Source organism: Deltaproteobacteria bacterium (genome assembly GCA_013151235.1).
In the GTDB taxonomy this organism is placed as follows: Bacteria; CG2-30-53-67; CG2-30-53-67; order CG2-30-53-67; family CG2-30-53-67; genus JAADIO01.
Map to the genome: position 1 here is coordinate 15,579 of JAADIO010000040.1, position 15,442 is coordinate 31,020.

Annotated in this window: 5 protein-coding genes; all 5 read left to right on the plus strand. The window is 56.5% G+C overall.

Annotated elements, in window-relative coordinates:
- The first annotated feature begins 2 nt into the window (after positions 1-2).
- The 5 genes from GXP58_07945 (at position 3) to fliD (ending at position 15,424) form a co-directional block, all read left to right on the plus strand.
- A complete protein-coding gene (locus GXP58_07945; protein ID NOY53536.1) occupies positions 3-7,319 on the plus strand; it encodes a glycosyltransferase in 7,317 nt (2,438 codons plus the stop codon).
- Positions 7,320-7,414: 95 nt separating this feature from the next.
- Entirely contained in the window at positions 7,415-10,291 is a 2,877-nt protein-coding gene (locus tag GXP58_07950; GenBank protein NOY53537.1) for a glycosyltransferase, read from the plus strand.
- A gap of 315 nt (positions 10,292-10,606) precedes the next feature.
- Positions 10,607-11,737: a flagellin gene (locus tag GXP58_07955; protein ID NOY53538.1), complete on the plus strand. Its 1,131-nt coding sequence runs from the start codon at positions 10,607-10,609 to the stop codon at positions 11,735-11,737.
- A gap of 77 nt (positions 11,738-11,814) precedes the next feature.
- Positions 11,815-12,228, plus strand: a complete 414-nt coding sequence (locus GXP58_07960) for a flagellar protein FlaG (GenBank protein NOY53539.1) — start codon at positions 11,815-11,817, stop codon at positions 12,226-12,228.
- 154 nt (positions 12,229-12,382) lie between these two features.
- A complete protein-coding gene (fliD, locus tag GXP58_07965) occupies positions 12,383-15,424 on the plus strand; it encodes a flagellar filament capping protein FliD (protein ID NOY53540.1) in 3,042 nt (1,013 codons plus the stop codon).
- The last annotated feature ends 18 nt before the right edge of the window (positions 15,425-15,442 follow it).

A 15,442-nucleotide genomic window follows, 5' to 3' on the forward strand; every position in this document is an offset into this window, starting at 1 on the left:
AGATGAGTGCCATTATATTTTATACTCACAGCACCCCCTTCCATCCGGGGACGATCCTCACCCGGGGACTGGGAGGATCGGAGAGCGCCCTGATTCACATGGCCCGGGAACTGGCCCGGATCGGCCACAGCATCCATGTCTTCTGCAACTGCGACGCGCCGGGGACCTACGACAAAGTGATCTATCAAAACATCTCGGAGCTCCCTGCCTTCTTTCAACTTTCCCGTCCCGACCTTTTCGTATCGCTTCGGATTCCTCAGGTCCTGGCCGAACCGATCCCGGCACAGCTCAAATGGCTCTGGGCCGAGGACAGCTTCGATCAGCCCCATATCCAGTGCCTCATGGACCCTTCGCTGGTGCGGAAGATCGACCGGGTCGTCACGGTCAGCCGCTGGCAGGCCGAAACCTACCGACGTCATTTCCGGATCAACGATGAAAAGTTTTACATCAGCCGGAACGGTTTTCACTCCCCCTTCTATGAAGGCCCCTGTACAGACGAACGTCCGCCACGACTGGTCTATTCAAGCACCCCTTTTCGAGGACTCGACGTCCTGCTGAATCTCTTCCCTGAAATCCGGAATGCGGTCCCCGATGCGGAACTTTATATTTACAGCAGTATGGCCGTCTACGGAGTCAATCGTGAAGAAGATGAAAAGGAGTATGGAGAACTCTACCGGAAGGCGGAGCAGCCCGGCGTCCGGCTGATCGGCACGGTTCCCCAGGATCGGTTGGCAAAGGAACTGATGCAATCGGCCCTCCTGGCCTACCCGAACCATTTTGCCGAGACCTCCTGCATCGCCGCCATCGAGGCACAGGCGGCGGGAGTGCCGGTCGTCACCACAGCACTGGGGGGACTCAACGAAACGGTCCGGCAGGGCGAAACGGGGATTCTCATCCCCGGAGACAGCCGGACGGAGAAATACGGAAAACAATTCATCGGAGAAATCGTCTCTTTTCTTCAAGACCGTGAGAAATGGAGAACATTCAGTCAACGCGCCCGGAGGCGGGCCTTTTCCGAATATCGATGGGAGGTGATTGCGAAGGAGTGGAGCCATGAATTAGACAGGGAACTGTCTGCACACAAAGCAAAGCAGGCGGGGATAGGAAATATCGGTGGTTCGAAAGACTCTATCTCCGCCTGCCGAAATGAAATTGCAAGGCATCCCGATCATCCCGAGCCCTATCACCGCCTCGGCCTCCTCTACCGGAAGGCGGGGGAACCGGAGAAGGCCCTCGCCGCCTTCCGGGAGGCAATTTCCCACTACGTTCTCTATGACGACGCCTACGAAAACTACCGGGCCACGGCGGAGGAACTCGGCATCACACTGCAACGGGATAATCTGGATATCGTTTTTTATACCGTGGGGAACTTCACCCCCGCCGACCTGGGGGTCCGGGCCGTAGGCGGCAGTGAAACAGCCCTGATGTCCATGGCGCGGGAGCTTGCCCGTCTCGGAAGGGGGGTCATCGTCTACAACGGTACGCAGGAGGTCTCGGTCCATGAAGGAGTGGAATACCGGAACCTTGCCGACTTCTTCCTTCTGAACCGATGGAACAGGATCCCTGTCTTCATCTCTTCCCGGGTCCCCATGCCGTTCCGGGCCGGGGTCAATGCCGAGCGGAAGATCTTCTGGGTCCATGATGACTGCCAGGCCGAATATATCCGGAAGGAGAATCTCGGAGACCTTCCAGCCGACGAAATCCTCACCGTCAGCCGCTGGCAGGCGGAGACCTATGCCGAGCACTTCCGGGTTCCCCGTCACCGGTTCACGATCTCCCGTAACGGGATCGACCTCTTCCTCTTTCCGACCGGAGAATATCCCCGTGACCGGAACCGGCTCCTCTATATCAGCCGCCCCGACCGGGGCCTTTCCATCCTGCTTGATCTCTTCCCGAAAATTCGGGAGCAGGCGCCGGAAGCGGAACTCCACATCTTCACCTATACCCAGGCGCAGGATCTCGAAAGTGACCCGGAGATGCAGCCGATCCTCCCGAAGCTGGATCAGCCCGGCGTCGTGCTGCGAGGCTGCGTTCCGAAGGAAGCTCTCTATAACGAACTCAAAAAGGCACGGCTTCTTCTCTACCCTTCGATCTGGCGAGAAACCTCCTGTATCGCGGTTTTAGAAGCCCAGGCCGCCGGACTCCCGATCGTCACAACCCCCCTGGCGGCCCTGCCGGAATCGGTGGCCGGAGGGGTCTTCGTCCCCGGCAACCCCAATTCCACCTTTTACCGGGACCGGTTCGTTGAGGAGACCCTTCGACTGATGCGGGACGACACCTCATGGCGGGAACTCTCGGAACGGGGACGGGCCTTCATCAGAAGGCATCACACCTGGGCGAAGATCGCCTCCGAATGGGATACCTACCTGAGATGTTCGACAACCCGGCCCCTGCTTTCTCTCTGCATGATCGTGAAAAACGAAGAGGAGGTACTGGGAAGATGCCTGAAAAGCGTCGCCGAGGTCGTTGACGAGATCGTCATCGTCGATACGGGGTCGGAGGACAACACCTGCGACATCGCCGCCTCCTTCGGCGCCCGGATCATTCGCCATAACTGGAAAGATGACTTCAGCGAGGCCCGGAACCTCTCCCTCGACTATGCCCGGGGGAAATGGATCCTCGTCCTTGATGCCGACGAAATCATTGCACCCGGAGATCTTGAAAAGATTATAGAGACGATTCAAAACCCCGAGGTCTCCGCCTGTTCCATGATACAGAGATCCTACACCGACGATGCGACGCTCCTGCACTGGAAAAAGAACGACGGACGATACGACGAGAGCAGGAAATTTTCAGGCTATATTGAATCCGAATTGATCCGCCTCTTCCGTCGCCGTCCGGAAATTCGGTTTCGGGACCGTATCCACGAACTCGTCGAGCCCTCCATTGCGGAAGCCGGTCTTCCCGTAGAACGCCTGGCAATTCCGATTCATCACTTCGGGAAGGTCCGGGACGATGACCGGGGAATCATCAAAGGAGCACTCTACCGTGAATTGGGAGAAATCAAGATGAAAGAAAGACCGGACGACCCCAGGGCCGCATTCGAACTGGCCGCACAGATGATCTCATTGAAAGAGTTCGCCAAAGCGATTCCCCTCCTGGAAGAACTGGTCCGACTCAAACCGGACTCCGCCAAGCCTTATCTCCTTCTCGGAACCGCACTGATGGAACTCGGCCGAAACAAAGAAGCACAAAAGAGGTGCGAAGAAGCCTGCCGGATAGAGCCGGAAAGCGCTGACTGCACCTATAACCTCGGCGTCGTCCATCAAAGACTGGAGCAGCACACAAAGGCCATCGATCTGTTCCGAAAGGCCATTCACCTCCAATCCGGTCACTTCCTCGCCTACTGGAGTCTCGGCTTCTCCGAACTGATCACCGGGGATTCCGGGAATGCGGAAGGACACCTCAAAGAATCAATATCTATCAATCCCCGTTTCGCCTCATCAAGAAACGACTTGGCCGTTCTCTATGCAAGAACGGGACGGATGGAACTTGCATGCAGAGAGTTGGAAACCATTCTCGACTTTGAGCCGGGCAATGAACAGGCCAGGCAAAATCTGGAGATCGCCCGCGCCGGGCTCCATGAATCCACCGGTCCAGCGATACGGCAGAACGGGAAGATCTCTCTTGCCGTGATCGTTAAGAACGGAGAACAGGGCCTCCCCCGCTGTCTCGACTCGGTCAAGGATTTCCTGGATGAGATCGTCATTGTCGATACCGGGTCGGAAGACAAAACCGTTGAAATCGCACGCCGCTACACCGACCGGGTCTACTTACACCCCTGGTCGGACGATTTCAGCGAAGCACGAAATGTATCCATCAATCATGCATCGTCGGAGTGGATTCTGGTCCTTGATGCCGATGAATGGTTCCGCCCGGAAGAGGCCGGAAAACTCCGGGAAATCGTTTCCCGTGCGGAAAGCACAATCACACACTTCTATCTTGACCGGTGGAACCTTGGGGCCGATGGTCAGACCGGTACCGTCATGAGCCTCCCCCGTCTATTTCGGAACCATCTCGCCGGCCGATTCGAGGGAAGGATCCACGAGCAGCTCGTGATCGGGGGGAAGGGGATCCATTGCGGCCTGCACTTCCTGCACGACGGCTACGGACGGGGGGATGACCGGGAACGGGAGAAATATCTTCGCAACTGCCGGATGATCGAACGGGAGATCAACGCCGACCCGGAGAATCCTTTTCATTACCATAACCTCTGTCTCTCCCTGAAGGCCCTCGGAGAAGAAGAAAAAGCGATTGACGCCGGGCATCGGGCCGTTGATCTGGCACGCGCACAGGGGGTACGGCCCCGTTACCTGGTGCAGACCTGCTATGCAGCGGCAACGCACCACTATCTGAAAGGGGAGATGGAAGCCGCCCGGACCTTCGCCGAATCCGCCCGGACCTTCGCCCCCGACCATCCCGACGGATGGTACCTCCTAACCCTGATCGCCGCCGACCAGGGTCCATGGGACGAGTGTATCCGGACGGGAAAACAATTCCTGACCGTTGTGGAAAAACGAAAGGACGGGGCGGTCATAGAACCGGTTCCCGTTTACACCCAGGAACGGGCCCATAACGTCATGGCCATGATCGGCGGGGCCTTCTACCGCCTGGGTAATCCTGCGGAAGGGGATGCCTGGCTGATCCGGGCGATCGAAAGCGGCCGGAAAGATCTTGATTTTATCCGTTCCATCGAGATCTTTTATGACGCGATCGGAGAAACGGAGAAGGCCGGCGTCATCCGGGACGGAATCACCCCCCCGAAAAACGAAGGCAAGAACAGACAAAAAAGCCCGAACCTCTCCCTCTGCATGATCGTGAAAAACGAAGAAGAGATGCTTGCCGGATGCCTGGAGAGCGTGCAGGGACTGGTCGATGAGATCATCATCATTGACACGGGATCCACGGACAAGACCGTTGAGATCGCACGCCGCTATACCGAAAAGATCTTCTCCCATCCCTGGGCCGATGATTTCAGCAAGGCCCGAAACGTATCCATCCATCATGCCACGGGGGAATGGATCCTCGTTCTCGATGCCGATGAAAAGATCTCCGCCAAAGACCATGCGAAAATTCGGGAGGCGCTGAACACCCCCGGCGCCATGGCCTTTGATCTGATTCAACGAAACTACACCCATGACCGGGATGCCTTCGGGTGGCGGCAGAACCGTGGCGCGTATGAAGAAGAAGGAGCCTTTCCCGGTCATTTCGATGTTTCCCTCACCCGCCTGTTCCGGAGAAATCCGAAAATTCGTTTCGTCCATCGGGTCCACGAACGGGTGGAAGAGTCTCTCGATGCAGCGAGCATCCCCCATCCCCTTCTTTCCGTCCCGATCCATCACTTCGGTAAGACCCGAGGAAATGAATTTCTCCACCGGAAACTGGAATACTACCTACATCTGGCCCGGGAAAAACAGAAAGAAGATCCGGCGGACAGCCGGGCCGGTTATGAGATTGGCGGAACCCTTGTCGAACTCGGACGAACGGAGGAAGCCCTGCCATATCTGGAAAGAGCCTGCCGAATCGACCCGGACTTCCGGGAGGCACGGATTCTTCTCGGGATCACCCTGTACCAGTTGGAATCCTATGAAAGAGCCGAACAGGTTTTTGCATCTCTCCCTCCCGGGCAGGAGGATCTTCCCCTTCTGCGGCTCCGGGGTATTGTCTCTCTGCGGCTGCAAAAGGGGGACGCTGCAGAACGGGCCTTTCGTTCCGCGCTGCGTCACGACCCGAAGAACGAAAGCTGCCGGATCGGACTGGCACAGGCAGAAGTCCTTCAGGGAAAGCTGGAGGACGCCGTTACAACCCTGGAGATTGCCCTCCGGGACCATCCGAACTCTCCCCAAGCCCTGAACGATCGGGGCTGTCTCGCCCTTGTGAAAGGAAACCGGCAGGAAGCGGAACGGTTCTTCCGGAATGCCCTCAACGCCGACCCCGGCTACCGGGACGCTGCGGTCAACCTTGATCGGTGCGCCGCCCCTGCCGGAACGGAAGCGGCCGAGATACCGAAGCTCTCCGTCTGCATGATGGTGAAAAATGAAGAAGAGAAGCTCCCTCGTTGTCTCGATTCGATCCGGGGATATGTGGATGAACTGGTCATCGTCGACACCGGCTCCACGGACAGAACGGTGGAGATCGCCCGACGCTACACGGACAAGATCTACTTCCATCCCTGGGAGGGAGATTTTTCGAAGGCACGAAACCAAGCCCTTCAATATGCCGCCGGGGACTGGATCCTTCAGCTCGATGCCGATGAAGTGGTCGATGCCGCCGATGCTCCACGTCTGAAAACCGTAATTCAGGAGGTTCCGGAAGAGATCACGCACCAGGATGTGGAAATTCTCAACTACGACAGCGAAGGGATCGTCAACGCGACCATTCATTATCCCCGCCTCTTCCGGAACGGCATGGGCTTTCACTACGAAGGAATCGTCCACAACCAGATCCGGATTGAGGGCCGGAGAATCTCCTCAGGAATCCGGATCCACCACTACGGCTATGCCCTTTCTCCCGGGAAGATGGAGGCAAAGCGGGACCGGACGATCGAGTTGCTGCAAAAGCAGATCGCCGCCGACCCCGAAAATCCCTGGCCCCACCATAATCTTTGTCTCTCCTTTTCCATGGCGAAGATGAATGCGAAAGCGGTCGAGGCCGGAGAAGAGGCGTATCGGCTGGCCCGACAGCAAGGAATCTTTCCGCCCTGGCTCTATTATGGACGCTACGTGGTCGCCGCCACACTCTGTGCCGATGGGGACTACGACCGGGCCATCGCGGTTGCACGGGAGTGCATGGAACAAAACCCGGAGCATCTCGACTCCTGTTATTTGATCATGCTCGCAGCCTACCAGATCGACGATTTTCCAACCGTCCGGGAGATGGGAGACCGCTATCTCAGGCTTCTGGAAAAATATTCCAGAGAGGGAATCCCCGCCGACGTTCCTCTTGGAACCCTCGAGTTCAAACCCAGGGCTCTAAAGATGCTCGGTCATGCCTCTTTTGCCCTGGGAGAAAAAGAAAGAGCCGCCCGGCTGTTTCAGGACTACCTTCAAGAAGATATGAAGAACCCCATCCGTTATCGGGAGATCGGGCTCTTCTACCACGGACAGGGCGAAACGGAAACCGCCCGGGGCCACTATGAGAAGCATCTCACCCTCGACCCGGAAGACACGTATATTCTGAAAGCCGTTGCCGATTGTCTCACCCGGGAAGGAGATGGCAACAACGCTTCAGCATACTACCAAAAGGCACTGGACCTTGACCCGTCGGACAAGGAGGCTGAATACCTTCTGGAACAGATCCGGACACCGGCAGGCATGTAAAACAATAAACCGATCCCTTCCCCTTCAGACAACAGGGAATAAGGGAGTCCCGGCCTGAATCGTTTTCCTTCATGGATAAAAAATATAAGGAAACCATGCGTTCTCCGTTGCTCAGCACCTGCATGATCGTCCGAGATGAAGAAGATTGCCTCGAACGGTGCCTTGCATCCATCCGACCGTTTACCGATGAACTGATCCTCGTCGACACCGGTTCAACCGATGGAACCGTTACCATTGCCGAAAGATACGCGGACCGGCTGATTCACCACCCGTGGGAAGATGATTTTTCCGCCGCACGGAACCGCTCGATCGAAAGGGCGGCGGGTGACTGGATCTTTTACCTCGACGCCGACGAAGAACTTTTTTTCAACGACGGACCGAAACTCCGAAAAATGCTCTCGGAAATCCGGAAGAATGTGGATCATCTTCTCCTGAGTATCCGCAACCTGGACGGTGCCGGCGGAATTCTTTCCGAATTTCCGGCCCTGCGGATTTTTCGGAACGGCCGCGGGATCCATTTCTCCGGTATCGTCCATAACCAGGTGATCTGCAACGGAGAAGGAAGAACATTCCCGGTTACACTCCTCCACTACGGGTATGCACTCTCCCCGAAGAAAATGGAGGCAAAGTTTCAACGAACCCTTTCCCTCACAAAAAAACAGATTCGGCAGGAACCGTCAAGCCCTCTTCCGCTCCACAACCTCACACTCTCTCTGCTGAATCACGGAGACCATGCCGAGGCGCTGGAAAGCGGCCTGCAGGGACTTCGACTCTTTGAACAGCTCTCCGCTCCCTACCCGCCCCTATTTTCGAACCTGATTTACCTGACCGCACGGGCCGCCCTCGCCGACGGCAGGTACGACTTGGCTGCATCTGTTTGCATGGAGGGATTGAAGAGCCGTCCGGATCATCTCGACCTCTTTTGGGTTCTGGCCATGTCTTCTTATTACGAGAAGCAATACCGGGAAACCCTGGAGTGGAGCAAAAAATTCCGGCAAGCCGTCAGGGCCTACCGGGAACACCGTTGCAGCGAGCTCCCGGTCAACACCATCGGCCGGATCGCACCGCTTCTGATCACGGCCGGATATGCCGCAGCGCACCTGGGCTGCGAACCGGAGGCACAGCGTTTCATGGAAGAAGGGCTTGCCGAAGGGAAATGGGATCCGGAACTCGGTATCAAGATTCTCAACTTCTGCAACATACATCAAAAAAGAGAACTCGGGGAGACGATCCTGCAGCAACTTCTACACCGGCATCCCGACCACGCGGAACTGCATCGATTCCGTGCCGTATTCTCCTTGTCTGACGAAACGGTCAGCACTCCCTCGATTGCATCCTCCCCCTCGCCTCCTCAAAAAGTCCTGATTATCAACCTCTGCGAGTTGGGAGACCTGATCCAGGCGACACCGGTGATTGAAGAGATTACCTTCCGGGGAGGGGCCGTTACACTCCTTGTCCGGGAGGACCTCACGGAAACCGCCCTGCATCTGCCCCAAGTATCACGAATCGTCACATTCGATACAAGTACCTGGATCGGAGGAGGCAGGACGGCGTTTGTTCCCGAAAATGAGATCCGTGACCAGATCGGCGGACTTCTGGATGAGCCTTTTGATCTGATCCTCAATATGACGTACACCCGGCTCGGGGCACGGATCGCGCGGATGAGCCGAGGAAAGCAAAAAAAAGGGATGGTTCAGGCGGAAGGAAACCGGATCCGGATCCGGGGGGCTTCGATCCGCTATCTCAGACAGATGCTCGCTCATCGGAAGTTAAACACCCTTCATGTCGTCGACCTTCACCGGCTGATCCTCCGGCACCCCCTGCAAAGAAGAGAACTCTCCTTTCAGGTCTCCGAAGAAGAGTGGACGGAGGCCATGGAGATTCTCCAGGCTGCCGGCATCACACCGGAGACACCGCTCATCGGGATTCAGATCGGTGCAAGGGAGGTCCGGAAACAATGGCCGGCGGAATCCTTCACCCGGCTCGCAGAAATGATCTCGGCAGAGCAGAAGGAAAAAGTCCTCCTCTTCGGTGTCTCTTCGGAGACCCCTCTCGCAGAGAGGATCAAGGCAATCGCACCAGGCCGGATCGTCAACCTCGCCGGAAAGACGCGGATCGGCCATCTCGCAGCTCTCCTCTCCCGATGCCGTCTCCTCATCAGCAACGATACCGGTACCTCCCATCTGGCAGCGGCCGTCGGAACCAGGGTCCTCTCTCTGCATATGGGGCATGTCTGGTTCCGGGAGACTTCTCCCTACGGCGAAGGACATGCGGCCATGCAGGCAGACTGTCCGTGCGCTCCCTGTAGCTTGAGAACACCTTGTTCCGACATGCGCTGCCGGAGAATCCTGACACCCTCGGCCGTCCACCATACCCTCCGGTACATACTCAACAGGACACCGATACCGGACGATGATACGTTTCGGAATATCAAGGTGCATGAATCGTATTTCGGCGACGGCAATTTCCTGAGCCACCGTCCATTGCTCCACCGTTCGGAAACACTTGAAGACCGTTTTCGAGAGATCTACGACCAATTCTGGAAAAAAAGGTTGAATGGATTGCCGCAAGGTACAAAGGTATTTCCGGCCTCTTCCGGAATCCCCGGAAGGGAGAAAATGGACCGCTTGATTGCGGATCTGACAATGCTCAAAGGGTGGATGGAAGAGGCACGGAGCCTGGCCTCAACTCTCTTCATCCAATCCCGTGAAGGAAAAGGGATTGTCCAGGGGGCACGCCGCTTCAAGGAACTTCATACGGCAATTCTTGAACAGGGCCGCCGAACCCCGCTCCTTCGGCCATTGACGGAATTCTACAATACCGGTCAGCAGCAAATCGAGGCAAGGGACTTCCCTTCGGTCATGCAAGCCTTTGCCACAGTGCTGGATAGTGGATGTAACCTTTTGAAAGAACTGGAAGAAATATTCTCGGTGTACCGATTTGCAGATCCCGTAAGCAAATCACCCGAATGAACGATAGCACGCATCAAGAGAACCCGGTTTCCCTGAAAACAAGCCGGTTTCAGGAATAGATTGAAAAGAATCTAAAGTCTTCCCCCTCACCTGCCGATAGGTTCAGCAGATGGAAAGCAATCACTCCGACGCTGTATGAGTGATGAAATCTTCTGGACGAAGGAGGTGAGAAGACAGTGAAATGGGAGTCGGTCCCCCCCCTGACGTTCCCGGGGTAAATCAGGAGCCGCCACAAGACCGGCAGGGATGCCGAAAAAACAATTTCTCAAGGGAGGCCCCCTTTGAGAAATCCCCATTTTCCAAGGAGGAAAAATCATGGGACTGAGAATTCAGAATAATATTGCAGCATTAAATGCACACCGCCACTTGACGATTACGGACAATGCTCTGTCCAAGTCGCTGGAACGTCTCTCCTCCGGTTATCGGATCAACCGGGCCGCAGACGACGCCGCAGGCCTCGCCGTGTCGGAAGGACTGCGTGCCGACATCAAGAGTTACCAGGTAGCCTCCCGGAATACGTCGGAGGCGAATTCCCTCCTGCAGGTCGCTGAAGGGGCGCTGGACCAGATCGGGAACATGCTGACCCGCCTGAAGGAACTGGCCACACAGGCGGCTTCGGACAACACGAGTTCCTCCAACCGGGACAAGCTGAATTCCGAAGCCACCCAGTTGAAGAACGAAATCGACCGGATCGCGGATTCCACCAATTATGCCGGCACCAAGCTGATCGACGGCTCCTTTAACGGCGCCTCCACCCTGAGTACGAATGATGCCGGTTCCATCGCCGCCATCGCCAATGTTTACGATATGTCCGTTTCAGACGCCTCAGCGGGAACTTACACCATCACGGCTTCCGGCTCCAACCTGACCCTCACCAGTGGAGGCATCTCCCAGACCGTGACAATAACCACGGCCGGAACAGCGAATTTTTCGACCTTCGACATCTCCTTCAAAACCACGTCGGCGGCAAGTACGACGGCAATCGCCGCCGCTTTCACCGCCATGGGCACCATGACCATCTCTGCCGGATCCGGATCGACCTTCCAGGTCGGCGCCGGCAACACTTCCCAGGATAGGATCACATTCTCCATCGGTGACGCCAATACGGCAGTTCTGGGAAGTGCCTCGTCAAGTTACCTGACCGATGTCGACCTGACGACGGGAAGTGACTCCCAGGTGGCCATCAACATCATTGATCAGGCGATTGATGACGTTGCCGGAATCCGCGGCGACATCGGTGCCGTCCAGAACCGGCTCGGCTACGCCTCAGCCAACCTGGCAACCACGATCGAGAACGTCACGGCGGCCGATTCGGTCATCCGGGATGCCGACATGGCATCAGAGATGACGACCTTTACCAAGAACCAGATCCTGCTTCAGGCCGGGACCTCAATGCTGGCCCAGGCCAACGCCGCACCGCAGGTCATCCTCTCGCTGCTGAAATAATGCAGCCACAGAGGTGAACGATCAGGGGCACTGACGGGAAGATCCCTTCCCGTCAGTGCCCCTGCGGGAGAAAGATCATGAACCTGATTGAACTCTCATCAGCGGTCATGGGATCTCCGCCGGAAAAGAGTACAACCGGAAGGACCGCCGATCGCCCGGCACCCCGGACAGCTTCGACTCAAAACATAATGGAGATTCCCTCCATAACACAGTCAGAGGTACAAAAGAAGGATTCAGAACAACCGGCAACAAAGGCTCTGACCGCTGCACAGATACAGAAAATAGAGGAAACCGCAAAGGACATCCAGAAGTTCCTGGATGCCAACGGCCGGGAATTAAACTTCTACGTCAACCATAAAAACGGTCAGGTGGTCATCGAAGTCCACCGGAAGTCGGACGGAAAGCTGATCCGGAAAATCCCGCCGGAGGATCTTCTGAAACCGCAGAATGGTCCGAGCATGTCGGGACTTCTGCTGGAAGAAGACGTATAGGATAAACAGGCAAGCCGGATGGACACCTCCGGTTTCAAGTCCCCCTTTGGCAAGGGGGGATTCAGGGGGATTTCAGAGCGTGCCGGCCATCCCCCGCACTCCCCTTGCATAAAAAGGGATACACAAGGTTTGGGAATTTTCGACAAGGAAAGCTATGGTCAGCACAAGTTCCATCAGCGGACTCTCTTCCGGATTTGACTGGCAAAGCATGGTCGACAAAATCCGCGAGGTTGAAGAACGCCCGATCACATTGCTCCAGAATCATGTCCAGGAGGATCAGAACAAGCTCACGGCCTGGCAGGATGTCAACACCCGCCTGCTGAGTCTCCAGACCTCGGCCTCTGCGATCAATACGGCCTCCGCCTTCGACCTCTTCAGCGCCGCGACATCCTCTTCTTCCACCACCAGTGCGGATAAATTATTGACCGCCTCTGTCGGAACCAATGCAGCGGAAGGCTCTTACTCCATTCAGCTCACACAACTCGCACAGGCACAGAAGCTCTCCTCCGGAAGTTTCGCCGACAAAACCTCGGCCCTCGGCTACACCGGCGACATTCTTATCAACGATCGAGTCGTCGCCATTGAGGCCTCCGATAACCTGCAGACCATTGCTGACAAGATCAATGCCGTTAATTCGGGAAGCAACGCATCAAGCGTTACCGCCACGATCCTGCAGAACGGGACAAGTGACTACCGCCTGATTCTCACCAGCGACACTGAAGGATCGGACGGCATCGGACTTTTAGAGGCCAACACCTCGAATATTCTCCAGAACCTGGGACTGATATCATCATCGGTCAGCCTTAAGAACGCCACCAGCGACGGTGCAAAATCGGATGCCTTCACCAACAGCAGCACCGCCGTCGGCACCCTTCTAAGCCTTACGTCGGCCCAGACGAGTACCACCGTGACAATTGCCGGCCAGAACGTCGCCATCGACCTCTCCACGGAATCGCTGACGACCATCGCCTCGCATATCAACGCCTTGACCGGCGTTACGGCTTCCGTAGTCAGCACCACCACAGACAACGTCACCACTTACCAACTCGACATCAGCGGAACCACCTCCTTCACAGACAACAACAATGTCCTCCAGACTCTTGGAATCCTTGAAGGAACCCAGACCTCTACCACAGAGGTTCATACCGGTTCCGTGGCCAATACCGACGGCGATGCCTCTACCCTGATGACCGCATCCACCCTGATGACCAACATCTGGACCGGCGGCACAAGCGCAGGCGTACAGGCAGGTGACACCATCACGATCAACGGAACCCAGGGAAACGGCACGGTGATCGGCCCGATCACCTATACCGTACAGAATGGAGATACCGTACAGGATCTTCTCGATCGGATCAACAATACCACAAACGGTTTTGGTTCCGGCACCCGAACCGCCACGACAAGTGTGTCCAACGGGAAGATCATCATCACGGACGGAACTGCCGGAGACAGTCAGCTTTCTCTCACCCTCATCGCCAACAACGAAGGGGGAGGCACCCTCGATTTCGGCACCATCTCCGCAACCACGGAAGGACGGGACATGGAACTCGTCGCAGGGCAGGACGCCAAGCTGACGGTGGACGGGATTTCCATCACAAACTCCACCAATACAGTAAGCGACGTCATCCAGGGAGTAACACTCAACCTGCTCAGTGTCGAATCGGGAACCACGATCAATCTCTCCGTGGCCCGGGACCTGTCAACGATCCAGTCAAACATTGAGACTTTCGTCTCCGATTACAACGATATCAGCTCCTTCATCGGCGACCAGTTCAAATACGACAAGGACAAAGAAAAGACGGGAGGCGTCCTCTTCGGCGATCAGACCCTTGCATCGATTCAGTCGGACCTGCGCACAATCATGGTCAATACCGTCTGGGGGACCGATGCCGACCTGAACACCCTCGGTCTGGCGGGTATCAACTTCGATAATGAGGGAAAGCTCACCATAGATTCTTCGAAACTTTCCGGATACCTGAAGACAAATTTCGAAGATATCCGGAACCTCTTCGCCGCCAACGGGGCCTCGACAAACAGCAACATCAAATACATCGGGAACACCAAGGCGACGCAGAAGGGAGACTATACCGTCAACATCACCCAGGCGGCAACCAAGGGAAGCGTCACGGGAAGCGTCGATCTCTCCGGCGGGATCGGAGCGGACAACACCTTCACCCTGACCGAGGGAGGCCGGATCGCCACCATCGCCGTTACCGCCGGAGATAATATCGACACGATCGTCAACGCCATCAACTCCGAAGCGGCCGCCGAGTACACCGAAGTACGAAAAAGCACCGCCACAAACACTGCATCCTCGGCAGCGATTGTGAACAGTACGGCCTGGAGCGCCATCGACGGGGTGACGGCCGCGGACGGCGACGTGATCACCTACAGCGGCACCACACGGACCGGGGCCTCCGTCAGCGGTTCCTACACCATCGACCTGGCGAACGGCAACGTGGGAGACCTCCTCTCGGCCATCGAGGACAGCTACGGGAAAAACATCTATGCCACCCTCGACACGGACGGACGGATCGTGCTTACGGACAAGACGACCGGCGACAGTGAACTCACCTTTTCCATTAACACATCCGCCGTCACCGGCCTCTCCTTCGGAACCTTCGACAACTCCGGGTTGAACACGGAGGGGCGCTACGCCCTTGACATCACGGCATCGAAGGATGCCGGCAACCACCTTGTACTCACGGACAATAATTACGGGAGCGACAAAAGCTTCACTGTCTCGCAGACCAATGCCTCCTCGACGGGGATCACCGACGGGACCTATGCCGGTCTGGACGTAGCCGGAACGATCAACGGCGAGGCGGCCACCGGAAGCGGCCAGGTACTAACCGGTGATTCAGGCGACGCCAATGTGGACGGTCTCTCCATTCTGTACTCGGGAACCGCTACGGGCAGCGTGGGATCGATGAAGCTGACCCTCGGTGTCGCGGAACAGATGAAGACCCAGCTTTACTACATCACCGACAGCGAGGACGGCTATCTCAGCTTCAAGACCAATTCGATCAGCGATGAAATTGATAACACCAACGACAACATCGACATCAAGGAAGCCCGAATCGATAAACGGATGGAAATCCTGACTCAGCAATTCGTCCAGATGGAAGTCTTTCTGAATCAGATGTCGAGCATCAGCAGTTGGCTCGACGGACAGATCAACTCAATGAAATAACAGGGGAGGCAAAGCACC